The sequence below is a fragment of the Sphingopyxis italica genome (genome assembly GCF_011926545.1).
GTDB classification, from domain to species: domain Bacteria; phylum Pseudomonadota; class Alphaproteobacteria; order Sphingomonadales; family Sphingomonadaceae; genus Sphingopyxis; species Sphingopyxis italica.
On record NZ_JAATIT010000001.1, the window covers coordinates 1,468,299 to 1,494,693 of the forward strand.

General features: G+C 68.1%; 26 protein-coding genes and 1 tRNA gene. 14 read left to right on the plus strand and 13 right to left on the minus strand.

The annotated features are described in order from the left end of the window. Positions 1-13 precede the first annotated feature (13 nt). A complete protein-coding gene (queG, locus tag GGR90_RS06800) occupies positions 14-1,078 on the plus strand; it encodes a tRNA epoxyqueuosine(34) reductase QueG (protein WP_167920524.1) in 1,065 nt (354 codons plus the stop codon). Positions 1,079-1,188: 110 nt separating this feature from the next. On the opposite strand, the gene GGR90_RS06805 is transcribed toward queG, so the two are convergent. After that, entirely contained in the window at positions 1,189-1,566 is a 378-nt protein-coding gene (locus GGR90_RS06805) for a hypothetical protein (RefSeq protein ID WP_167920526.1), read from the minus strand. Then, a complete protein-coding gene (locus GGR90_RS06810; protein ID WP_167920528.1) occupies positions 1,563-2,246 on the minus strand; it encodes an EI24 domain-containing protein in 684 nt (227 codons plus the stop codon). Before GGR90_RS06810 ends, GGR90_RS06805 begins: the two co-directional genes overlap by 4 nt. 109 nt (positions 2,247-2,355) lie before the next feature. Between GGR90_RS06810 and GGR90_RS06815 the strand changes: the two genes are divergently transcribed. Then, a complete protein-coding gene (locus tag GGR90_RS06815) occupies positions 2,356-3,354 on the plus strand; it encodes an adenosine kinase (RefSeq protein ID WP_167920530.1) in 999 nt (332 codons plus the stop codon). A gap of 56 nt (positions 3,355-3,410) precedes the next feature. Beyond that, entirely contained in the window at positions 3,411-3,668 is a 258-nt protein-coding gene (locus GGR90_RS06820) for a hypothetical protein (RefSeq protein WP_167920532.1), read from the plus strand. Between the two features lie 9 nt (positions 3,669-3,677). Here GGR90_RS06820 and GGR90_RS06825 read toward each other — a convergent pair whose 3' ends face one another. The 3 genes from GGR90_RS06825 to tsaD all read right to left on the minus strand — a co-directional run bounded on the left by GGR90_RS06825 (position 3,678) and on the right by tsaD (position 7,298). Further along, complete coding sequence (locus GGR90_RS06825) at positions 3,678-5,201, minus strand: lipopolysaccharide biosynthesis protein (protein ID WP_167920534.1); 1,524 nt, start codon at positions 5,199-5,201, stop codon at positions 3,678-3,680. A gap of 76 nt (positions 5,202-5,277) precedes the next feature. Next, complete coding sequence (locus GGR90_RS06830) at positions 5,278-6,267, minus strand: NAD(P)H-dependent glycerol-3-phosphate dehydrogenase (protein ID WP_167920536.1); 990 nt, start codon at positions 6,265-6,267, stop codon at positions 5,278-5,280. Continuing rightward, a complete protein-coding gene (gene tsaD / locus GGR90_RS06835) occupies positions 6,264-7,298 on the minus strand; it encodes a tRNA (adenosine(37)-N6)-threonylcarbamoyltransferase complex transferase subunit TsaD (protein ID WP_167920538.1) in 1,035 nt (344 codons plus the stop codon). The genes GGR90_RS06830 and tsaD overlap by 4 nt, the downstream gene beginning before the upstream one ends. Positions 7,299-7,626: 328 nt before the next feature. Here tsaD and hemC point away from each other — a divergent pair, with 328 nt between their 5' ends. From hemC to GGR90_RS06860, 5 genes are read left to right on the plus strand one after another with little or no spacing between them, the layout of a single operon-like run. Then, positions 7,627-8,574 (plus strand): hydroxymethylbilane synthase, encoded by a 948-nt coding sequence (gene hemC / locus GGR90_RS06840; protein ID WP_167920540.1) that lies wholly within the window; start codon positions 7,627-7,629, stop codon positions 8,572-8,574. Continuing rightward, positions 8,571-9,260 (plus strand): uroporphyrinogen-III synthase, encoded by a 690-nt coding sequence (locus GGR90_RS06845; protein WP_167920542.1) that lies wholly within the window; start codon positions 8,571-8,573, stop codon positions 9,258-9,260. The genes hemC and GGR90_RS06845 overlap by 4 nt, the downstream gene beginning before the upstream one ends. Positions 9,261-9,279: 19 nt before the next feature. Next, entirely contained in the window at positions 9,280-10,188 is a 909-nt protein-coding gene (locus GGR90_RS06850) for a mitofilin family membrane protein (protein ID WP_167920544.1), read from the plus strand. Between the two features lie 46 nt (positions 10,189-10,234). Continuing rightward, positions 10,235-11,437 carry an acyl-CoA dehydrogenase gene (locus GGR90_RS06855; protein ID WP_167920546.1) on the plus strand — a complete coding sequence of 401 codons (1,203 nt, stop codon included), beginning with the start codon at positions 10,235-10,237 and terminating at the stop codon, positions 11,435-11,437. After that, positions 11,430-12,599: a CaiB/BaiF CoA transferase family protein gene (locus GGR90_RS06860; protein ID WP_167920548.1), complete on the plus strand. Its 1,170-nt coding sequence runs from the start codon at positions 11,430-11,432 to the stop codon at positions 12,597-12,599. The genes GGR90_RS06855 and GGR90_RS06860 overlap by 8 nt, the downstream gene beginning before the upstream one ends. Positions 12,600-12,755: 156 nt before the next feature. On the opposite strand, the gene GGR90_RS06865 is transcribed toward GGR90_RS06860, so the two are convergent. Next, positions 12,756-15,035, minus strand: a complete 2,280-nt coding sequence (locus tag GGR90_RS06865; RefSeq protein WP_245198519.1) for a TonB-dependent receptor — start codon at positions 15,033-15,035, stop codon at positions 12,756-12,758. Between the two features lie 262 nt (positions 15,036-15,297). Between GGR90_RS06865 and GGR90_RS06870 the strand changes: the two genes are divergently transcribed. After that, on the plus strand, positions 15,298-15,942 hold the full coding sequence (locus GGR90_RS06870; protein WP_167920552.1) for a TetR/AcrR family transcriptional regulator: 645 nt from the start codon (positions 15,298-15,300) through the stop codon (positions 15,940-15,942). Between the two features lies 1 nt (position 15,943). Here GGR90_RS06870 and metW read toward each other — a convergent pair whose 3' ends face one another. Both metW and metX read right to left on the minus strand, forming a co-directional pair. Continuing rightward, a complete protein-coding gene (gene metW, locus GGR90_RS06875) occupies positions 15,944-16,528 on the minus strand; it encodes a methionine biosynthesis protein MetW (RefSeq protein ID WP_167920554.1) in 585 nt (194 codons plus the stop codon). After that, positions 16,528-17,649, minus strand: coding sequence for a homoserine O-acetyltransferase MetX (gene metX, locus GGR90_RS06880; protein WP_167920556.1), 1,122 nt, complete (start codon positions 17,647-17,649; stop codon positions 16,528-16,530). Before metX ends, metW begins: the two co-directional genes overlap by 1 nt. Before the next feature lie 269 nt (positions 17,650-17,918). On the opposite strand from metX, the gene hisC reads away from it, so the two are divergent. After that, on the plus strand, positions 17,919-19,034 hold the full coding sequence (gene hisC / locus GGR90_RS06885; RefSeq protein WP_167920559.1) for a histidinol-phosphate transaminase: 1,116 nt from the start codon (positions 17,919-17,921) through the stop codon (positions 19,032-19,034). Further along, positions 19,034-19,936 carry a prephenate/arogenate dehydrogenase family protein gene (locus GGR90_RS06890; RefSeq protein ID WP_381448529.1) on the plus strand — a complete coding sequence of 301 codons (903 nt, stop codon included), beginning with the start codon at positions 19,034-19,036 and terminating at the stop codon, positions 19,934-19,936. Before hisC ends, GGR90_RS06890 begins: the two co-directional genes overlap by 1 nt. 95 nt (positions 19,937-20,031) lie before the next feature. Here GGR90_RS06890 and GGR90_RS06895 read toward each other — a convergent pair whose 3' ends face one another. From GGR90_RS06895 to ftsE, 4 genes are read right to left on the minus strand one after another with little or no spacing between them, the layout of a single operon-like run. Beyond that, on the minus strand, positions 20,032-20,763 hold the full coding sequence (locus GGR90_RS06895) for a 1-acyl-sn-glycerol-3-phosphate acyltransferase (RefSeq protein WP_167920561.1): 732 nt from the start codon (positions 20,761-20,763) through the stop codon (positions 20,032-20,034). After that, positions 20,760-21,290, minus strand: a complete 531-nt coding sequence (locus tag GGR90_RS06900; protein WP_167920563.1) for a YdcF family protein — start codon at positions 21,288-21,290, stop codon at positions 20,760-20,762. Before GGR90_RS06900 ends, GGR90_RS06895 begins: the two co-directional genes overlap by 4 nt. Further along, a complete protein-coding gene (locus GGR90_RS06905) occupies positions 21,287-22,204 on the minus strand; it encodes a cell division protein FtsX (RefSeq protein WP_167920565.1) in 918 nt (305 codons plus the stop codon). Before GGR90_RS06905 ends, GGR90_RS06900 begins: the two co-directional genes overlap by 4 nt. Continuing rightward, on the minus strand, positions 22,201-22,932 hold the full coding sequence (gene ftsE, locus GGR90_RS06910; RefSeq protein ID WP_167920567.1) for a cell division ATP-binding protein FtsE: 732 nt from the start codon (positions 22,930-22,932) through the stop codon (positions 22,201-22,203). The genes GGR90_RS06905 and ftsE overlap by 4 nt, the downstream gene beginning before the upstream one ends. A gap of 159 nt (positions 22,933-23,091) precedes the next feature. On the opposite strand from ftsE, the gene GGR90_RS06915 reads away from it, so the two are divergent. After that, entirely contained in the window at positions 23,092-23,844 is a 753-nt protein-coding gene (locus tag GGR90_RS06915) for a zinc-ribbon domain-containing protein (RefSeq protein WP_167920569.1), read from the plus strand. Between the two features lie 31 nt (positions 23,845-23,875). Here GGR90_RS06915 and GGR90_RS06920 read toward each other — a convergent pair whose 3' ends face one another. After that, entirely contained in the window at positions 23,876-24,937 is a 1,062-nt protein-coding gene (locus GGR90_RS06920) for a putative sulfate exporter family transporter (RefSeq protein WP_167920571.1), read from the minus strand. Positions 24,938-25,043: 106 nt separating this feature from the next. Here GGR90_RS06920 and GGR90_RS06925 point away from each other — a divergent pair. Both GGR90_RS06925 and GGR90_RS06930 read left to right on the plus strand, forming a co-directional pair. After that, positions 25,044-25,120: transfer RNA gene (locus GGR90_RS06925), tRNA-Arg, on the plus strand. A 64-nt stretch (positions 25,121-25,184) separates the two neighbouring features. Then, on the plus strand, positions 25,185-26,381 hold the full coding sequence (locus GGR90_RS06930) for a CoA transferase (protein ID WP_167920573.1): 1,197 nt from the start codon (positions 25,185-25,187) through the stop codon (positions 26,379-26,381). Positions 26,382-26,395: the final 14 nt, after the last annotated feature.

Consider the following 26,395-nt stretch of genomic DNA (forward strand, 5'->3'; position numbering starts at 1 on the left):
GTATAGAGCGCCAATGGTTGCCGAAGCCTTGTCTGTTGGAACGCCTTCTTTGGAAGAGCGCCTCGAAGCGGTCGCGCGCGAGCACGGGTTTGCGGCGTTCGGGATCGCGCGCGCCGACGCGGCGCCGCGGACCGCCGCGCGGCTGGAGCAATGGCTCGCCGAGGGGCGCCACGGCGACATGATCTGGATGGAAAGCCGCGCCGAGCAGCGCGGATCGCCCAAGGGGCTGTGGCCCGAGGTTCGCTCGGTGATCGCGCTTGGCATGAGCTATGCGCCCGCGCTCGATCCGCTCGCGCTGGCCGAGCATAAGGATCGCGGGCGGATCTCGGTTTATGCGCAGGGCGGCGACTATCATGACGTCGTCAAGAAGGCGCTGAAGGCGGTGGCGCGCTGGCTGGTCGCCGAAGTCAAAGACGCCGAGGTCAAGGTGTTCGTCGACACCGCGCCGGTGATGGAAAAGCCGCTGTCGGCGGCGGCGGGGCTCGGTTGGCAGGGCAAGCACACCAACCTCGTCAGCCGCGAGCATGGCAGCTGGCTGTTTCTGGGGGCGATCTACACCACGCTCGATCTGACGCCGTCGGTGGCGGGGCGCGATACGTGCGGCAGCTGTTCGGCGTGCCAGGATGCGTGCCCGACCGACGCCTTTCCCGCGCCGTACCGGCTCGATGCGCGGCGCTGCATTTCCTATCTCACGATCGAGCACAATGGCCCGATCCCGGTCGCGCTGCGGCGCGGGATCGGCAACCGCATTTACGGCTGCGACGATTGCCTTGCCGCCTGCCCGTGGAACAAATTTGCCGATACCGCGCACAGGCACAGGGCTTTCCTGCCGCGCGCCGAGCTGGCGGCGCCGTCGATCGCCGACCTGCTCGACCTCGACGATGCGGGCTTCCGGCAGGTCTTTGCGGGGTCGCCGATCAAGCGGATCGGGCGCGGGCGGATGGTTCGCAATGCGGCGATGGCGGCGGGGAACAGCGGCGATGCGCGCTTCGTGTCCGCGCTCGAACGGCTGGCGCGGGACGAATCGCCGATGGTCGCCGACGCCGCCTTATGGGCGCTCGGCGAGCTGACGCCCTGACGTCGTTGGTTGGGGAATCGGCACCAGCCCGCTCCCCCTCCCGGCCTCCCATAGGCTACTATCGTCGGGGAGGCCGGGAGGGGGAGCGGGCTGGTGCCGCTCAATAGGTCCTAACGCCGCAGCGATTGCGCGCAGCTGTTGACCTCGGCGTTGCGGCCGTCGGAAGTGCGGGCGTCGACATGCGTCGCGACCGGATCGGCGCCCGCGCGCGGGGCGTAGAAATAGACGTCGAGGGTGCAGTTCGAGCCCGCATATTGCAGCTTGCGCCCGGCGCCTTCGGTGACGTCGAGCCGCGGCTTGCCGAACATGCGGCCGATCGCGTCGGCGCTGTTCCCGATCAGCACATTATTCTGCACCGGCCGCACCACCGTCGGCGGCGGCGGTGCGGTGGCCCGCGGCGGGGTCGCGCGCGGAATCGCGGGGCCGGCGCAGGCGCCGAGCGTCAAGCCAAGCATGGCAACGGCGCCGAGACGGCGGTTATCGATCATGTTTCGGGGTCCCCCTTGCCGAGATGCAGCATGTGGACGGCCATAGCGGCGCTCAATATCGGCGCCAACAAATTGGCGACGGGCACCACGAAGCTTGCGGCGGACAGCAGCCCGAGCGACCAGCGCGCCGACCGGTCGAAGCGCGGGCGATCCGGGTGACGCGCAAGCACCATCGCCTCGAGATCGCGGCCGAGCAGCAGCGCATTGACCAGCAGCGCGAAGATCGGCGTGCCGATCCCGGTGACGAGCAGCAGAATATAGACGGGCAGCGCGAGCAGATTGCCGCCGATCAGGCGGACGAGCGAGGCGAGCGCGAGGCGGATATTCTGCCGCCAGCCGACATCGACGGCGCGCGCCGCGGCGGCCGAATAATGGCGCCCCTCGACATCGGCGACGATGCCGTCGGCGAAAAGGCCGATGACGACGATCGCGACGGCGCGAAAGAGCAACCAGCTTCCGGCGATGATCAGGAGGATGATCAGCACGCCCGCCATGTCGAGCTGCGCCTCGCCCATCCATTCCCAGTGCGCGAGCGCCCAGCGCGTGGCGAAGAAGATCGCGGCGCCCGACGCGGCGAGGAGCAGGAGCGTGAGGGCGAGGCTTTGCGCGAGCACGCGCAGCACGCGCGGGTGGGGCAGGTCTCGTAGTGCGAGCAGGAAAGCGTGGGCGGCGCGGGCCATCGTGCGGGAATGTGCGGCGCCGCGCCCCGCGTCAAGCGCCCGCGCTTGCGCTGGCGCGCCGCGGTCCCTAAAGCGCGCGCAGCTTTTTCCCACCAGCACAGGATTTTCCATGGCCTCCACCGCCCGTTTCGACGTCGTCGCCATCGGCAATGCGATCGTCGACGTTCTTGCCCGCGCCGACGATGCGCTGATCACCGCCGAAGGCCTGACCAAGGGGTCGATGCGGCTGATCGACGCCGAAGAGGCCGAGCGGCTCTATGCGGCGATGGGGCCGGCGGTCGAAGTGTCGGGCGGCTCGGCGGCGAATACGCTGGCGGGTATGGCGGTGCTCGGTGAACGCTGCGCCTTCATCGGCCAGGTCGCCGACGACCAGCTCGGGCATGTCTTCACGCACGACCTGCGCGCATTGGGCGTCGCCTATGAGACTCCGGCGCTGAAGGAAGGCGCGCCCACCGCGCGCTGCCTGATCCTCGTCACCCCCGACGGGCAGCGGACGATGAACACCTTTCTGGGCGCGAGCCACCTGCTCGATCAGGCGATGATCGACGAGGACTGGATCGCCGATGCCGAGATCCTCTATCTCGAAGGCTATCTGTGGGACCCCGAACTGTCGCGCGCGGCGATGCGGCGCGCGATCGACGTGTCGCGCGCGGCGGGGCGTAAGGTCGCCTTCACTTTGTCCGACGCTTTCATCATCGACCGCCACGGCGCCGATTTCCGCGCGCTGATCGCCGAAGGGCTGTTCGACATCCTCTTCGCGAACGAGGTCGAGATCCAGGCGCTGGCCGAAACCGACGATTTCGAAGCCGCGGTCGCGAAGATCGCGCCGCAGGTGCCGCTGCTCGTCGTCACGCGCGGCGACAAGGGCGCGATCGCGATCACGGGGGGCACGCGCACCGAAGTCGGTGCCGAACCCATCGACGAGGTGGTCGACACCACCGGCGCTGGCGATCTTTTCGCCGCAGGTTTCCTCTCGGGCCTCGCCGAAGGCCGGTCGATGGCCGATTGCCTGACGATGGGCGCGGTATGCGCGCGCGAGATCATCGCGCAGGTCGGTCCGCGCGCACAGACCGACCTCAAGGCCAAGGTCGCCGAACGGCTGGGATAGGAACCTTCGCGCGGCTCCGGGCGTCCTATGCGGCATCATGCACAGGAGGTCCGAACATGGCCGATGAAATCCACACGACGCGCGATCCCGACGGAACGACGCACACCACCACGGTCATCGACCGCGAACCGCGCCGCCGCGGCGGGATCGGTATCGGGCTGGTCTTGCTCGTCGCGATTCTGGTGGCGGCCTTTTTCGCCTTTCAGTTCCTCGCGAGCGAAAAGGCCGAGAGCGGCGCGATCAGCGAAGCGGCGCAACAGGTCGGCGACGCCGCGCAGGATGTCGGCGACGCGGCGCAGAAAGCAGTCGATTAAGGTCGACGGTTAGTTGGCTTCCGCCGGTTCGGGGTGTTTTCGGAACAATTCGCGGTCGGCGGGGCCGAAGCCGCGTGTCCAGATCAGCCAGCCGTAAATGCCGAGGATGACGGGCACGCCGATCAACAGTTCGGCCCATTCGGGCAGCTGCGTCGCGCCCCAGCCGAGCACCGCGGCGCCCGCCGTCGCCCAGACAAGCGCCCAGCGCAGGCTGTTCACCGGCGCGCCGAGGATGCGCGCGAGCAGCCGCGCCTTGACCAATGAAGCGAAACCGAGCGCGAGCATCAGCGCGAGCGCGACCGCCGCGGCGTAATAGATGGGCGGCCAGCCCATCGACTGTGCGACGAGGATGAACGCGACGCTGAGGATCGCCTGCAGCGCGAGCGTCGCGATGCTGATGAGCAGGTTGCGGTGGCGCGCGACATAGACGAGCGCGGCTTCGCTGACGACGGCGGTGGCGGCGACGACTTCGGCGGCGAGCAGGAAGGCGAGCGCGGCGGTGCCGCTGACGAATTCGGGGCCGACGAGGCCCATCACCGCCTCGCCCGGAATGCCGAGCGCGAGCGCGACGCCGGCTTGCGCGGCGATGATCCAGAAACCGACCTGGCTGACCTGTGCCGCCACGGCGCCAAGCCGCTTTTCGGCGAGGTTGCGCGTGATCACCGGGCCGAGGATCGGCTCGAAGCTGGTTTTCAGCTTTTGCGGCAGCGAGGCGACCTGCTGCGCCATATAATAGATGCCGTAGATCGTCGGCGAGGTGAACTGGCCGAGGATGAAGAGGTCGAGGCGGCGCGTTCCCCATTCGATCGCGTCGGCGGCGGCGAGCGGGGCGTTGCGCCGCGCGAGGGTGATCAGATGCGCCGGATGCGGGCGCCATACCCCCGGGCCGCCATAATGACGGATCATCGGAACGAGCGCGGTGAGGAAGGCGCCGACCATCGCGGCGGCATAGGACAGCATCAGCCCGTCGCGCGCCGAAACGAACCAGAAACCCGCCGCGGCAATGCTGATCACCCAGGGTTCGACGATCGCGCGCGCGCGCACGGTCGCGCCGACATCGAATTTATAGGCGCAGGCGGCGAGCGCGATATCGGTTCCGGCGATCACGAAGACGAGCAGCGCCATCCAGCGGTCGGCGCTGTCGACGTCGCCCGCCGGATACATCAGCTGCGGAAACAGGAGGAGCAGCGCCGATCCCGCCGCCGAGACGATAAAGGCGACGAACATGCCGTCCCACACGACGGAGCGCGGGTCGGCGCCTTCCGCGCTCAATTGCTCGGCGAGGCCGCGTTTCAGGCCCAATGTCGCGAGCTGCGCGACGAGTTCGATGACGAGCACGGCAAAGGCGAAGCGGCCGACCGCCTCGGGCCCGTACCAGCGGCCCGCGACATAGAGGAAGGGCAGGCGCGCGACGAGGCGAAGGATGAAGCCGAAGAAATTGGTGCGCCCGCCCTTGGCGAGCGCGGCGGTGTCGGCATCGCGCGAGGGCGCGTCCGGCGAAATGGGCGCAGCTGCGCTGTCGGTGTGGCTCAAGCCTGGCGCCCCTTCTGCTTTGCCCTGATGCGCAGTCTAGCGCGGTGGAGGGGAGCAGGCAATTGTGTGCGGCTCGTCATCGTCCTTCGGGTCGCAGCGGGCGGCTGAGCAGGGCCTGAATGGCGTCGCCGACGCGCACCTCGCCGGCGACGAGGCGCGCGACGGTTTCGGTGATCGGCATGTCGATGCCGTCGGCGCGCGCCGCGGCGGCGACGACGGGGGCGCTGAACGCGCCTTCGGCGACGGTGCGGCGGTCGGCCATCAGCACCTCGACCGCTTCGCCGCGGCCGAGCCCCTGGCCGAGCGCGAAATTGCGCGAATTGGACGAGGTGCAGGTGAGGACGAGGTCGCCGAGCCCCGCAAGGCCGGCGAGCGTTTCGGCCTGCGCGCCGCGCGCGAGCCCGAAACGCGTCATTTCGGCGAAACCGCGGCTGATCAGCGCCGCCCGCGCGTTGAGCCCGAGTCCGGCGCCGTCGACGATGCCGCACGCGATCGCGAGGATATTCTTGACCGCGCCGCCGATCTCCGCCCCGATCACATCGGTCGAAACATAGGGACGGAAATGCGGGCGCGCGAGCGCCTGTGCGAGTGTCCCGGCGATCTCCGCATCGGCGGCGACGGTGATCGCGGTCGGGAGCCCGGCGGCGACCTCGTGCGCGAAGGTGGGGCCCGAGAGCACAGCGTGCGGGCGCAGCGGCGCGAGATCCCGCGCCATGTCGATCGGGAAGGCGAAGCTGCCCGCCTCCATGCCTTTGCTGCAAAAGATCAGCGGCGCGTCGCCGGGGGGCAAATCGGCGAGGACCGCGCGCAGGAAGGGAACGGGGACGACGATCAGCAGCGCGTCGAGATCGGCCATGTCGGCGAGGTCGCCGGTCGCGATCAGCGAGGACGAGAGCGCCGCGCCGGGAAGGAAAACCGGATTGCGATGCTCGCGGTTGATCGCGGCGACGACATCCTCTTCGCGCGCCCAGAGGCGCACCGGCGCGCCGTCGGCGGCGAGAAGCTGCGCGAGTGCGGTGCCCCAGGCGCCGCCGCCGACGACGCCGAAGTTGCGATATGACGTCATGCTTTCACTCCGGCGCCGCGCACCGTCTCGGCCGCGGGATCGAGCGGCCAGCGCGGGCGCGCGGGCGCGTCGAGCGGGTCGGTGAGCCCGGCGGCAAAGCGTTCGGCGCCCGCCCAGGCGATCATCGCGCCATTGTCGGTGCAGAGCCAGAGCGGCGGCGCGATAAAGGCCTTGTCGAAGCGCGCGGCGAGATCGGTGAGCGCGGCGCGGATCGCGCCGTTCGCCGCAACGCCGCCCGCGACGACGAAGGCGGTCGCCTCGGGGCAGACGGCGAGCGCGATGCGGCTGCGGTCGACGAGGCAGTCGACGACCGCCTGCTGGAAGGATGCGGCGAGGTCGGGGATGCTGTGCGCGCTGCTCGCTGCGGCGCGCGCGACCGCGCTCTTGAGCCCGGCGAAGGAGAAATGCGGCTCGGCGCTGCCGACGAGCGGGCGTGGCAGCGGCACGGCCGCCGGGTCGCCGTCCTTCGCGACGCGCTCGACCGCAGGGCCGCCGGGATAGCCGAGGCCGAGCAGCTTGGCGGTCTTGTCGAAGGCTTCGCCCGCGGCGTCGTCGATCGTCGTCGCGAGGCGGCGGTAATCGCCGACGCCGCGCACGAGCAGCAGCTGGCAATGGCCGCCCGAGACGAGCAGCAGCAGGTAGGGAAATTCAAGGCTCGCATCGGCGAGGCGCGGGCTGAGCGCATGGCCTTCGAGATGGTTGACCGCGATCAGCGGCTTGCCCGCGGCGTGCGCGAGCGCCTTGCCGGTGACGAGCCCGACCATCACCCCGCCGATCAGCCCGGGGCCCGCGGTCGCGGCGATCGCATCGACCTCGGCGAGCGTCACCCCGGCATCGGCGAGCACGGCTTCGACGATCGGCGCGAGCCGGTCGACATGCGCGCGCGCCGCGATCTCGGGAACGACGCCGCCATAGGGGCTATGTTCGGCCTCTTGCCCCGCGACGCGGTGCGCCAAAATGCGCCGCTCGCTGTCGACGAGCGCCGCCGCCGTTTCGTCGCAGCTCGATTCAAGGCCAAGGATGAGGGTCATATGATTGCTCCCCTTACGCGCGCGGGGTGCGCGGGGGCAAGCCGGGTTGAATTGTGAAGATTTGCGCAGAGATCGCAGAGCGCCCAGAGATTCTGGTTCAGGCGGAGACGCGGAGACGCGGAGAGGAAGTGCGGGCCGATAGGCCTCTTTACAAACAACCTAGCGGATTGGAGCGACGCCCAATGAGCAAAACGGCTTCGCGGTCATCACGAAACTCTCCGCGTCTCCGCGTCTCCGCGTCTCCGCGTGAATAATCTCTGCGCACTCTGGGATTCTGCGCGAATCCCTTGTCTTCCTTTTCGGGCGCGCAGGGCTTAGCAGCGGGGCGATGAACAAGCTTCCCACCCCCCATCATCCGCTCCGCATCGGCACGCGCGCTTCGCCGCTGGCGATGGCGCAGGCGCATATGGCGATGGCGGCGCTGATCGCGGGCCATGGCCTGCCGGCCGAGGCGCTCGAAATCGTGCCGATGACCGCGACCGGCGACCGGATTCAGGACCGCGCGCTCGCCGAGGTTGGCGGCAAGGCCTTATGGACACGCGAACTCGACGCGGCGCTTGACGCGGGGATGATCGACATTGCGGTGCATTCGCTGAAGGACGTCGAAACGCTGCGCGACGCGCGCTTTTTCCTCGGCGCGATGCTCGAGCGGGCCGATCCGCGCGACCGGCTGGTGGTGCGCGAGGGACTCGCGGCCGCGACGATCGCCGAGCTGCCGCCGGGCGCGCGATTGGGCACGAGCAGCCCGCGCCGCGCGGCGCAGGTGAAGCGGATCCGCCCCGATCTCGACACCGTGTTGCTGCGCGGCAATGTCGCGACGCGGCTCGCCAAGATCGCGGCGGGCGACGCCGACGCGACGCTGCTCGCCGCCGCGGGGCTCGAACGGCTGGGGATGCACGATGTCGGGACGGTGCAGGAGGCGAGCATCTTGCTCCCGGCGGCGTCGCAGGGCGCGATCGGGATCGAATGCCGCGCCGACGATGCCAGGGCGATCGCGCTGCTCGGTGCGGTCGATCATGCGCCGACACACCGCGCCGTGGCGGCCGAGCGCGCCTTTCTCGCGGCGCTGGGCGGCGATTGCCGTTCGCCCGTCGCCGCGCATGCCTTTTGGCAGGATGATGACGCGCTGCGCCTCGACGCCGAGATTTTTTCCGAGGATGGTGCCGAACATGCGGCCGGGCATATCGTCGTGACCGGGCTCGACATGCCCGCCGCGCTGGCACGCCGCCTGCTCGCCGAGGCGCCGGGCAGCGTCCGGGCGCTGTTCGCGCCATGAGGGGCGGGCCGCCGCTGATCGTCACGCGGCCCGAACCGGGCAACGCGGCGACGACCGAGCGGGCGCGGGCGATGGGTTTCGACGTCCATGCGATGCCGCTGTTCGCGGCGCACCCGGTCGATTGGCGCGCGCCGGCGGCTAAAGATTTCGATGCGCTGCTCCTCACCAGCGCCTTTGCCGCGCGGCTGGCAGGCCCCGAACTCGCCCGGCTCGCGGCCTTGCCCGTCCATGCGGTGGGCGAGGCGACCGCGCGCGCGGCCGAGGCGGCGGGATTGACCGTGGCGATGACCGGAACGGCCGATGCACAGCGCCTTCTTGACGACATGGCGTCACGGAATATTCGCGCGATATTATGGCTTTGCGGTCGCGACCGCTCCGGATTCGACGCGCGCGGCGCGGCGGTCGCGCCGCTGCCCTGCTATGCGGTCGATCCCGTGCCGCCGCCTGCGGAATGGGCCGAGCTGATTGCCGCGCCGGCGGTGCTGCTCGCGCATTCGGCGCGCGCGGCACAGCGCATTTCCGACCTCGTCGGCGGCGCGCGAGGACATCTGTCGCTCGCCGCGGTCAGCGCGGCGGCCGCGGCGGCGGCCGGTGCCGGCTGGCGCGACATCGCGGTTGCGGACCGGCCCGATGATGTCGCAATATTGGCACAGGCGCGTGCTTTGTGGCACAAGGGTGCGAAATAGGGTCGTTCGAAAGAGAAACATGGCAATCGACAGCTTCGAAACCTCCCCGCCTGCGGACGGGGCGGTCCCGGCGAGGGGGCTATCGTTCCGCGCCCTCGCCATCGGTGCATTTCTCCTGCTGCTGATCGGCATCGCCGGCGGTGGCTGGGCGGTGAACCGCTGGCTGACGGACGGCGATTTATCGCCTGCTCCCAAAGCGGTCGCGACGCCAGCCGACGCCGCCAATCCGCTGTTGACGGGCGGGACGGCGAAGGGCGGCGCCGATGCGCCGCCGCTGGTGGTGACGCCGGTCGACGGCGCCAATGCGCTCGCGGCGCGCGTCGCCGAGCTCGAACAACGGCTGTCGCGCATCACGCTCCAGGCCGAATCGGCGTCGGGCAACGCCTCGCGCGCCGAGGGGCTGCTCGTTGCCTTCGCGGTGCGCCGCGCGCTCGATCGCGGGCTGTCATTGGGCTATCTCGACGCGCAGCTGCGGCTGCGTTTCGGCGACGACCAGCCGAATGCGGTCAAGACGATCATCGACACGTCGCGCGACCCGGTGACGCTCGAGAGGCTTCGCACCGAACTCGACGCGATGGCGCCGCAGCTCGTCGGGCGCGACGGCGATGGCGACGGCAGCCTGTGGACCGGGCTGCGCCGCGAACTTGGCGAGCTGTTCGTCGTGCGCGCGGCGGGCACCAAGTCGCCGCGCGCGTCCGAACGCCTCGATCGCGCGCGGCGCTATCTGTCGGCCGGGCAGGCCGACCAGGCGATCGCCGAGATCGAAGCGATGCCCGGCGCGGACGTCGCGGGCGAGTGGCTGATGGACGCGCGGCGTTACCACGAAGCGCGGCGCGCGCTTGACCTGATCGAGACGGCGGCGATATTGGAGCCGCGCGACAGCCCGCCTGCCGCGATGGCCCGCAAAACGGCCGCAGAGACCCCGTAGCGCGCATTCCGTAAGGGCTGCCCGCCCTTTAGAGAAAGCCCGTTCCATGGCCCTCGCCGATCCGCAGCGCATCGAGGCGCTCGACCCGCTCGATCCCCTCCAGCTCGACGCCGAGCTGAGCGAAGAGGAACGAATGGTCCGCGACACCGCGCGGTCCTATGCGACCGATGCGCTGTTGCCGCGCGTCACCTCGGCGTTTCTCGACGAACGTTTCGACCGCGAGATCATGTCGGAGATGGGCGCGCTCGGCCTGCTCGGCGCGACGATCGACCCCGAATATGGCGGCGCGGGGCTCAATTACGTCTCCTACGGGCTGATCGCGCGCGAAGTCGAGCGGATCGATTCGGGCTATCGCTCGGCCTGTTCGGTGCAGAGCTCGCTCGTGATCCATCCGATCAACGCCTATGGCAGCGAGGAACAGAAGCGGAAATTTCTGCCCGGGCTGACGTCGGGCGAGCTCGTCGGCTGCTTTGGCCTGACCGAGCCCGATGCGGGCAGCGACCCCGGCGGGATGCGCACGCGCGCCGAAAAGATCGCAGGCGGATACCGCCTCAAGGGCGCGAAGATGTGGATCACCAATTCGCCGATCGCCGACGTCTTCGTCGTGTGGGCGAAGTCGGAGGCGCACGACGGCGCGATTCGCGGCTTCGTGCTCGAAAAGGGGATGAAGGGCCTGTCGGCGCCGAAGATCGAGGGCAAGGTGAGCCTGCGCGCCTCGGTCACCGGCGAGATCGTGATGGACGGGGTCGAAGTCGGCGAGGATGCGTTGTTGCCGCATGTGTCGGGGCTCAAAGGGCCGTTCGGTTGCCTCAACCGCGCGCGTTACGGCATCGGCTGGGGCGCGATGGGCGCCGCCGAATTCTGCTATGAAGCGGCGCGGGGTTACACCGGCGAACGCAAGCAGTTCGGGCGCCCGCTTGCAGCGAACCAGATCGTGCAGCTGAAGCTCGCCAATATGCTCACCGAAATCGCGCTGGGTTTGCAGGCGGCGCTGCGCGTCGGCCGGTTGATCGACGAGGGGCGGCTCATTCCCGACGCGATCAGCCTGCTCAAACGCAACAATTGCGGCAAGGCGCTCGATATTGCGCGGGTTGCGCGCGATATGCACGGCGGCAACGGGATTTCGGCCGATTATCATGTGATTCGCCATGCGGTGAACCTCGAAACGGTGAACACCTATGAGGGCACGCACGACGTCCATGCGCTGATCCTCGGCCGCGCGATCACCGGCATCAGCGCCTTTGCCTGATCCGAAGCCGCTCGAAGGCATCCGCGTCGTCGAACTGGCGCGGGTGCTCGCGGGGCCGTGGTGCGGGCAATTGCTCGCCGATCTGGGCGCCGAGGTGGTCAAGGTCGAGCGGCCGGGCGCGGGCGACGATACGCGCGAATGGGGGCCGCCCTTCGTCACCGGCGCCGAGGGCGAGAATCTGGGCGCGGCCTATTATCACAGCTGCAATCGCGGCAAGCGCAGCGTCGCGATCGACATCGCGTCGGCCGAAGGGCAGGCCGAGGTGCGGGCGCTGCTCGCCGATGCCGATGTCGTGATCGAGAATTACAAGGTCGGCGGGCTGGTCAAATATGGGCTCGATCCGGTGCGGCTGCGCGCCGATTTCCCGCGCCTGATCGTCTGTTCGATCACGGGGTTCGGCCAGACCGGCCCTTATGCGCACCGCGCGGGCTATGATTATATCGTCCAGGCGATGAGCGGCTTCATGTCGCTGACCGGCGAGCCCGAAGGGTCCCCGCAAAAAGCGGGAATCGCCTATGCCGACATCTTTACCGGCATGTATTCGGCGGTCGCGATTCTTGCGGCCCTGCGACGTCGTGACGTCACGGATGCGGGGGCGCATATCGATATGGCGTTGCTCGATTCGCAGGTCGCGGTGCTCGCGAACCAGGCGGCCAATTATCTCGCGAGCGGCGCGGTGCCGAAGCGGATGGGCAACGCGCATGTCAATGTCGTGCCCTATCAGGTCTTTGCGACCGCCGACGGGCAGCTGGTCATCGCGGTTGGCAATGACGGACAGTATCGGAAGCTCTGCGGCATATTGGGCGTGCCCGAATGGGCGGACGATCCGCGCTTCGCGAACAATGCCGCGCGGCTCGCGAACCGCGCCGAGCTGATCCCGCTGCTCGCGGCGAAGATCGCCACATGGGAAGCGCAGCCGCTGTCGCTGGCGCTCGAGGCCGAGGGGGTGCCGGCGGGACCGATCAACGATCTGGCGCAAGTATTCGCCGATCCGCAAGTAATCGCGCGGGGGATGCGCTTTCGGCCCGATGGTGCTTCGATCGACGGCGTCGCGAGCCCGATCGTGATCGACGGCGAGCGGATGGTTGCTGCGGGCGGCGCGCCGCCGCTTCCTCGTCACCCCGGGCTTGAACCGGGGCCTGCCTTGTCTTGTCGACGTTGAGCAGGAGAAAGGCGGGTCCCGGGTCAAGCCCGGGATGACGAACAGAGAACGTCCGCTCCCCACCCCAAAGCGGTCATCGGCGTCGGGATTTGCGAGCCGACTGGACGAAAAAAGGGGCGCCGCAACGGGCGCCCCTCTCCCCCTTTTTCCGCCAGATCAGAACTTCACCGTGCCGGTCACGAAAACCTGGCGCGGGTTGCCGTAGAAGGCGGTGAGCGTGCCCTCGGTGCCGAGCGCCGATGTCGGCGCGCCGGTCACGGGATCGAAATTGACGAACGTATATCCGGAGGTCTTATACTCCTTGTCGGTCAGATTCTTGCCGAACACCCCGAGGCTCCAGCGATCGTCGGGCGCGGTGTAGACGATGCTCGCATCCCACAGCGCGAAGCCCTTCTGGTCGATATAGGGGTTGGGGATTTCGAACTGATAGGTCTTGCTGCGGTACGACAGCGTCGTGCCGAAGCTCAGGTCGCCGTCGCCGATCGGGGTCGAATAGGCGAGGTTGGCGCTCGCGGTCCATTTCGGTGTGTTCTGAACCTCGCGGAAATCGGCGACGTCGGTCGGCACGCCGCCGATGTTGGTGATATATTCCTTATATTGCGCGTCGATATAACCGAGCGCGGTCGACAGCGTCAGCCGGTCGCCCACCGCCGCAAGATCCTCACCCAGCCGCGCGCGGCCTTCGAATTCGAGGCCCTTAAAGGACGCCTTGCCGGCGTTCGAGACGACGCCGCAGAAGGAAGGAATGGGAGCAGGAGGCGTGCCGACAAGGATTGTGCACGCGACTGAGCCCGGGATCTGGACGTCGGTATAATCGGCGTAAAAGGCCGCGAGCGCGACGTTCAGGGCGCCGTCCAGCAGGCTGCCCTTGTAGCCGACTTCATAGCTGTCGACCTGTTCGGGAAGGAAGCTCAGGAAGGCGGAGACTTCGGCGTCGGTCGGACTACCCGGAATCGCCGCCGGTGCATTGGCGCCGACGCCGCGCGGGTCGAAGCCGCCGCCCTTGAAGCCTTGCGAATAGCTTGCGTAGAGCGTGTGGTCGGGGGTCGGCTTGAACGACAGCGAGGCGCGCGGGGTGAATTTGTTGAAGCTGCGGCTGCCATCGAAATTGGTGCTGGGCGTGCCGAAGGGAACCCCGGCACCGCCGAAGACCGGCGAGCCGCCGCCGAGGTAATTCTGGCGCAGGATGAACGCTTCACGCTTGTCCCAGGTATAGCGGCCGCCGACCGACAGGCTGAGCCGGTCGGTGAAATCGAAGGTCGCGTCGCCGAATATGGCGAAGGTCGTGGTGTCGACGTCGGCCTCGGTAAAGGCGGTCAGCCCGGCGAAGGTGTTGAAGATGCGCACGTCGAAGAGCGTGTCGGCGCTCGCGTCGAGATAATAGAAGCCGAGCAGGCCCTTCAGCCGGTCGCCCTCGTAGAGCAGCTGGAATTCCTGGCTGATCTGTTCGTTGAAATAGAAGCCGGGGACGTCGACATCGACCGCGGGCAGCGCGTCGAAATCGATCGGAGTCGCCGAACGGTCCTTGCGCCACGCGCTGATCGAGCGGAGCGTCACCGTGTCGCTGAGTTCGGCGGTGACGTTCATCGCGAGACCATAGGCCTCGATGTCCTGCTTCGGATCGTTGAGGCCGCCGCGCGAATCGAAGACATTGTCGAGCACGGGCGCGCCCGTCGCGAGCGAGGGGATCAGGCGGTGGCCGCCGCGCGGATCGCTCTTGTCCTTCGAATAATCGCCCGAAATGCGGATCAGCACCGGCGCGCCATAGCCGCCGAGTTCGACGGTGCCGCGGCCGGCCCAGACGTCCTTGTTGTAATTTTCGGTGCCGGTGGTGAGATTGTCGCCGAAGCCGCCGCGCGACAGCCGCGCGACCGAGCCGCCGACGCGGAGCAGGTCGCCGATCGGCGCGCTCGCGGTGACGACGAGATCGGCTTGATCATAAGTGCCGAGTGTGCCCTTGATCTTGAGCGAGAATTCCTCCGGCAGCTGCTTGGTCACATATTTGACCGCGCCGCCGATCGTGTTGCGGCCATAGAGTGTGCCCTGCGGTCCGCGCAGGATCTCGATGCGTTCGACGTCGTAGATGTCGAGCACCGCCGCCTGCGGGCGATTGAGATAGACGTCGTCGAGATAGATGCCGACGCCCTGTTCGAAGCCCGATACCGGATCCTGCTGGCCGACGCCGCGGATGAAGGCGCTGAGCGTCGAGTTCGAGCCGCGCGAGACTTCGAGCGTCGTGTTCGGCGTCGTCGCGCCGATGTCGGTGATGTCGATCGCGCCCGCTTTTTCGAGCGCCTCGCCCGAATAGGCGGTGATCGCGACGGGGACGTCGATCAGGCGCTCGTCGCGGCGGCGTGCCGTCACGATGATCTCGTTATCGCCGGCGTCGGTGGCGCCCGCTTCTTGCGCGAAGGCGGGCGGGGCGAAGGCGATCATCGAAAGCGCGCTGGTGGCGAGGATGGCACGGCGCAGCGGGCGGGCGAAAGGACGCATGAAAACTCTCCCATGTGATGGGCGACCCCTCGCCGCCCGGTTTGCTTTTATTGGGCCGGTGCTTGCCAAGCCGCGCCGCTTCCAATAATGAAACATGAACCAAGTTTCAACTTGGAAACTGACTTCGTCGTTTTTTGCTTGCCAGTGGTGCGGAAATGCCACGATGCAGGCGGAGCCGGACGGAGGGGGAGACGGAAAGGCAGCCATGGATCAGCCGCAGACCGATACGGGGCGGGCCGAAGAGGCTCAGGGCGACGCGCGCGACAAGACGCCGCGCACCGAGCGCGGACGGCGGACGCTGCGCAAGCTGCTCGACGCGGCGGCGGTCGAATTCGGCGAGCGGGGTTTTCACGAAGCGTCGATCAGCGCGATCACGCGCCGCGCCGGAACCGCGCTCGGCAGCTTCTACACCTATTTCGATTCGAAAGAGGAAATCTTCCAGGCGCTCGTCCGCTATATGAGCGAGCAATTGCGCGACCATGTCACGCCGCTGGTGCAGGCGGCGCCCGACGAGATCAGCGCCGAGCGGATCGGGCTCGAATCCTATCTCGGCTTCGTGCGCGAGCATAAGGAAATCTATCGCATCATCGACGAGGCCGAGTTCGTCGATTATGCGAGCTATCGCAGCCATTATGAAACGACCGTCGCGCGTGTGCGGCAGCGGTTGGAAAATGGCGCGGCGCGGGGCGAGATTCGCGGCGACGTCAGCGAGATCCACGCTTGGGCGATCGGCGGGATGAACGTATTCCTCGGGATGCGTTACGGGCTTTGGGATACCGAGAGCGACATTTCGGAGATCGCTGCGATCGCGAATGATCTGCTGGCGAACGGGTTGAAGAAGCGCGACTGACCTAGCGCGAAATCAGGAAGATCGCGTGCTCGGCGCGCCAGCTGGCGGCGGCGTCGCTCGCCGGCTTGTCGCCGGACAGGTGCCAGACGCGCTCGACCCTGATGCCCTTGGCGCGGACGAGGTCGCGAAAATCGCTGACCGTGACATGGTGGATGTTCGGCGTCTCGTACCAGGCGACGGGGAGCAGCCGCGTCACCGGCATCCGCCCGCCCCACAGCAAGGCAAGGCGGATGCGCCAGTGCGCGAAATTGGGAAAGCTGACGAAGGCGCGCGGCGCGATGCGTAGCAATTCGTCGACGACCCGGTCGGGGCGCTCGGTGGTCTGGAGCGTTTGCGACAGGATCGCATAGTCGAAGGCGTTGTCGGGATAGTCGGCGAGGTCTTGATTCGCGTCGCCCTGCACGACAGACTGGCCGCGCGCGATCGCCGCCGTGACGTTCGCCGGGTCGATTTCGAGGCCCCGCGCATCGACGTCCTTGCCCCGCAGCGCAACCATCAGCTCGCCGTCGCCGCAGCCGACGTCGAGGACGCGTGACGTCGCGGGCACGGCGTCGGCGATGATCGCGAGATCGGGGCGCAATGCCATCAGAAGCCCGCCCCCAGCGCGCCCGCGACGAGGCGGTCGAGCGCGGGGACGTCGAGGAGGAAGCTGTCGTGACCGAAGGGCGCCGACAGTTCGACGAAGCTCGCAGCGGCGCCGACGCTTTGCAGCGCCTGGACGACGCGGCGCGATTCGGAGGTCGGATAGAGCCAGTCGGTGTCGAAGCTGACGAGCGTGAAGCGCACATCCCTGGCGCCCGCGAAGGCGGCCGCGAGGCGGCCGTCGTGCGGGTCGGCGAGGTCGAAATAGTCCATCGCGCGCGTGATATAGAGATAGGCGTTGGCGTCGAAGCGGTCGGTGAAGGCCAGCCCCTGATGCCTGAGATAGGATTCGACCTGAAAATCGGCGTCGAAGCCGAAGCTCTTGATGTCGCGCGCCTGCAGGCGCCGGCCGAATTTCTCGGTCAGCCCTTCCTCGGACAGATAGGTGATGTGCGCGGCCATGCGCGCGACCGCGAGGCCTTTGGTGGGCGCGCGCGCGCTGCCGTAATATTGGCCGTCCTGCCAGTCGGGGTCGGCCATGATCGCCTGCCGCCCGACCTCGTGGAACGCTATATTCTGCGCCGAATGGCGCGCCGCGCTCGCGATGACGAGCGCCGAGGCGAGCCGCTCGGGATAGGTCGCGGCCCAGGCGAGCGTCTGCATCCCGCCCATCGACCCGCCGACGACGGCGTGGAGGCGCGCAATGCCGAGATGGTCGAGCAGCATCGCCTGCGCGCGGACCATGTCGGTGATGGTGATGACGGGAAAGGCCATGCCGAGCGGCGCGCCGGTCGCCGCGTCGGGGGTCGCGGGGCCGCTCGTCCCCATGCAGCTGCCGAGCACATTGGCGCAGATGACGTGGAAGCGGTCGGTATCGATCGGCTTGCCGGGACCGACCATGCGCGCCCACCAGCCGGGTTTCCCGGTTCCGGGATGGTCGCTCGCGACATATTGGTCGCCGGTGAGCGCATGGCAGACCAGCACCGCGTTCGACCTGTCGGCATTGAGCGCGCCATAGCTTTGCCAGGCGATCGTCACTGACGGCAGCACCTGTCCGCTGTCGAGCGGCAGCGTCGCGTTGATCGTCACGCCCTGGTGCTGAATCTGGTGGAGAAGGCTCGCCATCGTTCGCGCGGGGCTAAGCGGGTGTGCAGGGACTGTCAATGATGGCGGAAGGAGTTCACGCGGAGACGCGGAGACGCGGAGATAAGGGAAAGAAAAACTCGCGCAGAGAACGCAGAGTGCGCGGAGATTTAGGAGAAAAGGCGGCGAGCCGCCAATCTCTTTTCCTCCGCGTCTCCGCGTCTCCGCGTGAACAATTTTTTCTCTGCGCGCTCTGCGCGAATCCCATCAACAAACTGGACTCGGGGCGCACAGCCGTTAAACGGCGCGGCATGACCGACGCGACCGAAACCCTTGTGCCCAAGCCGTGGATCAGCGGCATCGCTCCCTATGTTCCCGGCAAGTCCGCGGGCGCCGACGGGCGTCCGCTGATCAAATTGAGCGCGAACGAAAATCCGCTCGGTACGGGCGAGAAGGCGCGCACGGCGTTCGCCGCCGCGCAGGCGGCCACCGATGCGCTGTCGCGCTATCCCGATCCGGGTTCGGTGGAGCTGCGCGAGACGATCGGGGCGAAGTTCGGGCTCGATCCGGCGCGGATCATCTGCGGCAACGGGTCGGACGAGTTGCTGCATCTGGCGGCGGGGACCTACGCCGGGGTGGGCGACGAGATTCTCTATGTGCGCTACGGCTTCGCGGTCTACGAGATCGCCGCGCGGCGCGTCGGCGCGGTGCCTGTCGAGGCCGACGACAAGGATTATGCGACCGACGTCGATGCGCTGCTCGCGGCGGTGACCGACAAGACGCGCGTCGTCTATCTCGCCAATCCGAACAACCCGACGGGCACGCTCGCGACGCGTGAGGAAGTCCAGCGGCTCTATGCGGGCCTTCCGAAGAATGTCCTGTTCGTGATCGATCAGGCGTATTCGGAATATCTGTCCGAGGCCGAGGATGACGGCGGGCTCGAACTCGCCAAGACGCAGCCGAATGTGTTCATCACGCGCACCTTTTCGAAGATCCACGGGCTCGCCGCCGAACGCATCGGCTGGGGCTATGCCGCAGCCGAGGTGATTTCGGCGCTGCACCGCATCCGCCTGCCGTTCAACGTCACGCGCGCGGGGCAAGCCGCGGCGGTCGCGGCGCTCGGCGACGCGGAATTCGTCGCGCACAGCCGCGAGCATAATGCGACATGGCGCGCCTGGCTGGCTGGCGAAATCGAAAGCCTCGGCAATCATGGCGTACGCGTCGTGCCGTCGGCGTGCAATTTCCTGCTTGTGCTGTTCGAGGGCGATGTCAGCGCCGAGACGGTTTACAACCGGCTGATGGACGCGGGCTATATCGTCCGCTGGCTGCCGGGACAGGGGCTGCCGAATGCGCTGCGCATGACGATCGGCACCGAGGACGAGACGCGCGGGCTCGCGGCGGCGATCCGCGCCGCGCTGAACGGCTGATGGCGATTGATCGCGTCGCGATCGTCGGGCTGGGCCTGATCGGCTCGTCGATCGCGCGTGCGATCGACGAGCGGCTGCCGCAGGTGGCGGTGACCGGCCATGACGCCAGCGACGATGTGCGCGGGGTCGCGCGCGAGCTTGGCCTTTGCGACGGGATCGTCGATGATCCGGTTGCCGCGGTGGCCGATGCCGACCTCGTCATCCTCGCGGTTCCGGTCGGGCGGATGGCCGATGCGGCGGCGGCGATCGCGCCGGGGCTGAAGGCGGGGGCGATCATTTCGGACGTCGGCTCGTCGAAGGCGGGGGTCGCCGACGCGCTCGCCAAGGCGCTTCCCGATCATATCATCATTCCGGCGCACCCGGTCGCCGGGACCGAGAATAGCGGCCCGGCGGCGGGCTTCGCCTCTTTGTTCGAAGGCCGCTGGTGCATCGTCACCCCGGGCGCGGACGCGTCGGATGAGGCGGTGGCGGCGGTTACCGGCTTTTGGCAGGCGCTCGGCGCCAAGGTCGAGACGATGGATGCCGCGCATCACGACATGGTGCTCGCGGTGACGAGCCATCTTCCGCACCTCATCGCCTATACGATCGTCGGTACCGCGAGCGAACTCGAAGAGGTCACCGAGAGCGAGGTGATCAAATATTCGGCGGGCGGTTTCCGCGACTTCACGCGCATCGCGGCGAGCGACCCGGTGATGTGGCGCGACGTCTTTCTCGCCAACAAGGATGCCGTGCTCGCGACCTTGCAGCGGTTCAACGAGGATCTGACCGCGCTCCAGCAGGCGATCCGGCGCGGCGACGGCGCGAAGCTCGAAGAGTGGTTCACGCGGACGCGGGCGATCCGGCGGTCGATCATCGAACAGGGGCAGGATGACGCGGCGCCCGATTTCGGGCGGAAGCATTAGCGATATCAATTTCCGTTCGTGTCGAGCGAAGTCGAGACACCCATCTGGATGGCGCAAGACGGAGGGGCATCTCGACTTCGCTCGATGCGAGCGGGTTAGTTGGTTTGCTTAGCTTCCAGCAACGCCGGTGGCGGGTTCAGCGCATTGATCGCGACGCGCACGCGCGCCTCGGCTTCTTCGCGCGGCAGCCCGGCGGGGATCGTTTCGCCGATCTTGTAGGTGATCGTGCCGGGCCATTTGACCCAGCGGCGTGGCGGAAAGGCGAGGCCGCTGTTCACCGCGACCGGGATCACCGGAATATTGAGCAGGCGGTACATGCCGGCAAAACCGGGGCGGAGCGGCGGCGCTTCGCCGTGCGGGACGCGCGTTCCCTCGGCGAACAGCACGAGCGGGCGCCCTGCGGCGAGCGCCGCCTTCGCCGCGCCGAGCATCGCGCGCATCGCCTTGCCGCCGCCGTCGCGGTCGACCGGGATCAGGCCATAGAAACGCGCCGCCTGACCCCACACGGGGATCGAGAACAGCTCTTCTTTCGCGAACACCGCCGGATGCTTGAACAGCATCGGCTGCTCGACCGTTTCGAACGCCGATTCATGCTTGAAGACATAGAGCACTGGGATGTCGGGCATCTCGCCTTCGACGACGATTGTTTGGCCGAGCAGGAAGCGGCAGAAGATTCGGTGTGCCTGCGCCCAGATGCGAACGAAGAATATCGTGCCGCGATGCGAGATCGGCAGCGCGATCACCCCACCGATCGACGAAATGCTGCTCATCACGAAAAAGGCGATCCAGAACAGGATCGAACGGAACAGGGCGATGGCGTATGTCACAGCCCGAGGAGCCCGCCCGCCAGCCCCGCGAGATATTTATGATATTCGCGAAACAGCGTCGCGAAACTCGGCTGGCTGCGCACCGCGTCGGGCAGGATCGTCACCGTGTCGCCGACCGCGCGGCCGATTTCATATTCGGCGCGGCGCATATGCCAGTCGGTGGTGACCAGGCGAATGCTCTTATATTTGCGCCGCTGCGCCCAGGTCGCGACCTCGGTCGCGTTCGAGCGCGTATCCTCGGCCTCGAACCCCAAGGCGATGCAGCAGTCGAACAGCGAAACCGGGCGCTTATATTCGGCGGCAAGCTCGCGCGGCTTCACCTCGCGCGCGACGCCGCTGATCAGCAGGCGCTTGGCGTCGCCCGCCTCGAGCCGTTCGAGCGCGCGGTCGATCCGCCCCGGGCCGCCGGTGAGCACGACGATCCCGTCGGTTTTTTGCGGCGCGGCGGGTAGCGGCGGCAGCAGCGCAAACCATGCGAAGCCAAGCGCCCAGGCCAGAAACAACAGGGAAATCAGGCGCTTGATCATAAAATCTTCTTGAGCGCCGCGAGCAGGGTCTGCCGCGCGGTGAAGGCAGCGAGCGCGATAGCCAATAGCGGCAGCGCCAGCAAGAGCGCCCAGCCCGCGGCGCCGAGCGATGCGGTCGCGGCGAGGCCCGCGGTGACCCCCGACCATTGCCAGCCGATCAGCAGCAGGATCGCCGCGGCGACGGTGCTGCCGAGCGCGATGCCATAGGCGGTATCGATCGCGATGCGGCGCTGGAACAGCCGGGTGATCTGGCGGTCGGTCGCGCCGATCAGATGGAGCATCTCGATCGTCGCAAAATGGGTGCCGAGCGCGGCGCGCGCGGTCATAATCACCACCGCGGCGCTCGCCGCCGTCATCAGCAGCACCATCCCGCCCGCGATCCACGCGAGCGAGCGGATGAGCCGCGCGACCGGGCCCAGCCATTCGGCGTGCGGGATGATCCGCGCGCCCGGCGCCTCGCGCGCAACGAGGGCGCGGAGCGCCTCCATATGGCCGCCGCGGTCCTCGCCGACGAAATCGACATCGACGAGGGCGGGCAGCGGGAGCGACTTCAGTACGGGATCGTCGCCTCCATCGCCGCTCCCTTCGCTGCCGAACCATTGGCCGAGCATCGCCTGCAACTCCTCGCGCTCGACCGAGCGCGCCGACCGCACGAAGGGCTGCGCAGCGGCGGCGCGGCGGAGCGCGGCGGCCTGCTCGGCGCGCGTCACCGGATTGGCGGTGACGATCTGGACGGTGACGCGCCCGGCGATCGCGTCGCCGATCGCATTCGCCGACCGCGCGAGACCGACGCCGGCGGCGGCGGCGAGCAGGGTCAGCATCATCAGGATCGCGACGACCCACGGCGTCGGCCCCGACAGGCGGCGATCGGGCAGCAGGCGCCGATGCTGGACGGGAACGCGCGGGATGATCATGTCCTGTTCGCCGGCGGATAACGCAGCGCGCCGGTGGGGTCGGAGAGGCGCCCCTTTTCGAGCCGCATCATCTGCGCATTTTCGATGCGGCTGATCAGGTGAATATCGTGCGTCGCGACGACGACGGTGGTGCCGAGGCGGTTCAGCGCCTCGAACAGCCCCAAGAGGCGCATCGCCATTTCGGGATCGACGTTACCTGTCGGCTCGTCGGCGACGAGCAATTGCGGGCGCGCGATGACCGCGCGCGCGATCGCGACGCGCTGCTGCTCGCCGCCCGACAGCGTCGCGGGGTGCGCATCGGCGCGGTCGCCGAGCCCGATCCAGCTCAGCATCTCGCCGACCGGGCCCGAGAGATCCTCTTCGCTGACCCCGGCGATGCGCAGCGGCAGCGCGATATTGTCGCGCGCGCTCAAATGCGGGATCAGGCGGAAATCCTGAAAGACGACGCCGATGCGGCGGCGAAAACCGGGAAGGCGGTGGCGCGGCATCGCGACCAGATCCTCGCCGAACAGGCGGACGATGCCGCGGCTCGGCCGCTGCGCGAGATAGAGCATCTTGAGCAGCGACGTCTTGCCCGCCCCCGACGCGCCGGTGAGAAAATAGAAGCTGCCCGGCTGGAGGTTGAAGCTGATGTCGGAGAGGATCTCGGCATCGGGGCCGTAGCGCAGCCCGACGCCGTCGAATTCGACCATCGCGCCGCCGGGGCGCACCGGCGCTGCGTCGGTCATGACGTCACCCGCGCATGATCATGCGCCTGCACGGGGCCAAGGAACAGGGGCGCTGGTCCGCTCATCCGCCTGCCTGTCGCACGGCTATTCACCAAGGACAAGGCGCGAGTGGAACGCGGCGCTTGCAACGCCGCGAATCAGCGTGTTTAGAAGGACCCCATGATCCTCGCCTGCCCGTCCTGCCACACCCGCTATGTCGTTCCCGATACGGCGATTGGTCCCGCGGGCCGCACGGTGCGCTGCGCCAATTGCCGCCATAGCTGGTTTCAGGAACCCTCGGCGGCGCCCGCTGCGGCGGTCGAAACGCCGGCGGCGGCTCCGGCCCCGTCGTCCGCGCCGGTGGCCGAACCCGCCGCAGCGACCCGTCCGGACGTTGCGGAGACCTCGCCCGCCCCGCCGCCGGCCTTTGCCGCCGCTGCGGAGCCCGCGCCGCGCGTCACCCCCACCGCTGCCGATGCGCCGCTGCCGTTCCGCCGTCCGCGGCGCAATCCGGCGAAACGCTGGACGGCGATCGCCGCGAGCGCCGCCCTACTGATGATCGCCGCGACAGCGGGGCTCGCCTATTTCGGCTTGCCGGGCTGGGCGCAGGGGCTCGGTCTGCCGGGCGGCGTCGACGAGCCCGACCTGGTGATCGAACTGCCGCCGAACCAGGATCACCGCGAACTCGCCGACGGCACGATCTATTTCGCGGCGTCGGGGGTGATCATCAACCCGACCGACCGCGAACAGCGCGTACCGCCGATCCTCGCCGAGCTGCGCGATGCGCAGGGAACGATCGTCTATAGCTGGACGATCAAGCCGCCGGTGCGGATGCTGCCGCCCAATGAAAAGGTCAATTTCAGCGAGGCCAAGCTCGACATTCCGCGCCGCGCGACGCAGCTGACGGTGAGCTGGGCTTTGCCGAAAGGCTGATATATCAGGGCACTGTTATGACGTCACGCCGTCACAGCAGCAGTGCGGCCCCCAAGGACAGCAAAAAGCTGGTCAGCGTCGCGACGATGATCGGCGCGAAGCTGCGCCATCCCTGATCGAGGAGCAGGTGCAGCCGCGCCTTCATCGCAGTGGCGACGATCGCGAGGAGGAGCAGCGCCTGCGCACCCGTCGCGGCGGCATCCTGTGCGGGCTCGGGAATGGTAACCAGCGAATTGATTGCCGCGATGACAAGAAAACCCATGATGAACCATGGCAGGCGGAGCGGAATGCGGCGCTTGGCGCCCGCTTCGCCGCCGCGGCCGAGCCACAGCGCGACGAGCATCAGCATCGGGGCGAGCAGCGCGACGCGCGTCAGTTTGACGATCGTCGCGACCTCGCCCGCGGGCTGCGAGAAGGAAAAGCCGCCGCCGATCGCCTGCGCGACGTCGTGGACCGAAGCCCCGATCAGGAAGCCCGCCTGCGCGTCGCTGAGGCCGAGCTGCGCTGCGAGCACGGGGTAGAGCGTCATCGCCAGCGCGCTCGCGACCGTGATGCCGACGAGGGTGAGGGTGAAGCGCGCCTGATCGATCCGCTTGTCGCCGATCAGCGACCAGAGCGCGAGCGCCGCCGACGCGCCGCAGATCGCGGTCGCGCCGCCCGCGAGCAGGGCGGCCTGCTTGTCCTGCCGAAACAGCGGCGCGGTCGCGACGGTCTGGACGATCACCGCGAGCATGATGAGCAGCAGCAGCGCGAAGGGCAGCGGCCCCAATTCGGCGAGCTGCTCGGCGGTGATCCGCGCCCCGACGAGCACGATGCCGACACGCAGCGCGGTCTGCGACATCAGGTCGAGCCCGGCGTGGGTGCGCTTGTCCTGCGAGAGGAAGGACAGCGCGAGACCGATGAGCAGCCCCATCAGCACGATCGGCGCGGCATAATGGTCGGCAAGCCACGCGGCGGCGAGCGCGGCGATGGCGGTGACGAGGATGCCCGGCAGATATTCGCGCCAGCGATGCCGCGCGGGCGGGTTCGCCTCGAGCTGCATCTCGCCGTAAAGGTCTGCGGCCATCGGCCAGCTTTGTTCGGATGGTTTCACCAACGCTCCCCGCCTCCTTTGCGGAGCCCGCTTCGCATATCCGCGCGCACCGGTCGATAGGCCATTGCTGGCGCGGCACGGGCTTGCTAGAGGCCGCGCTCTATCAGCACCCGTAGCTCAGCTGGATAGAGCGCTGCCCTCCGAAGGCAGAGGCCAGGGGTTCGAATCCCTTCGGGTGCGCCAGATAGCTCCAACCGGCGGTTCCAGCCGGTGACTTCGCGGGAAGCTTTTGGGGGATTGGCGCCGGATGTACGACCTGCTGGCCGGCCTGTCGGTGATCGAAGCTTCGTCCTTTGTCGCCTCTCCGACCGCCGGGCTTTATTGCGCGCAAATGGGCGCCGAAGTGATCCGCGTCGACCAGATCGGCGGCGGCCCCGACTTCCGGCGCTGGCCGGTGACCACGACCAATGACTCGCTCTATTGGGAAAATCTCAACCGCGCGAAAAAGTCGGTCGCGCTCGACCTCGGCCGGCCCGAAGGGCGCGAGCTTTTGCAGAAACTGGTGCGCGCGACGGGCCAGTTCGTCACCAATTTTCCGGTGGGCGGCTTCCTGTCGCACGACAAGCTTGCCGAGGGGCGCGCCGACCTGATCACCGTGCGCGTGATGGGCTGGGCCGACGGCTCGCCCGCGCTCGACTATACGGTGAACAACAGCGTCGGTTATCCGATGCTGACCGGCGCCGGCCCCGATCCGGTCAACCATGTGCTGCCCGCGTGGGATTTGCTGACCGGTGCCTATGCCGCCTTCGCGCTGCTCGCGGCGATCCAGCGGCGGAGCGCGAGCGGCGTGGGCGGCGAGGTGCGGATTCCGCTGTCCGATGTCGCGATCGGGACGGTCGCCAATCTGGGTGGGGTCGCCGAGATGCTTTACACGGGCGATAATCGGCCGCGGCTCGGCAATGCGGTCTATGGCCTGTTCGGGCGCGACTTCGTGACGCGCGACGGGCGGCGCACGATGATCGTCGTTGTCACCCCGCGCCAATGGGTCAATCTGATCGCGGCACTCAATCTCGCCGAAGCGGTCGCCGGGATCGAGGCGGCGCGCGACGTGTCCTTCGCCATCGACGACGGACTGCGTTTCACGCACCGCGACGCGCTCTATCCGCTGTTCGAGGCGGCGATCGCAAAGCGCGATCATGCCGACCTGGCGGCGGCGTTCGACGCGGGCGGCATCGTTCATTCGCCCTACCGCACAATGCACGACGCGGTGCAGGATCCGGCGCTGGTCAACGACAATCCGATCTTCGGCCAGTCCGACAATCCCAGCGGTTTCGTCTATCCCGCGGCGGGCGCCTTTGCGACCTTGCCGCAGCAGGAACGCCAGCAGCCGCGCCCAGCGCCGCGCAACGGCGAGCATAGCGAGGAAATATTGAGCGGCCGCTTGTCGCTTTCGTCGGGCGAGCTTGCCCGCCTGATCGATGCCGGTATCGTCGGCGTCGGATGAACCATGGAGAAATG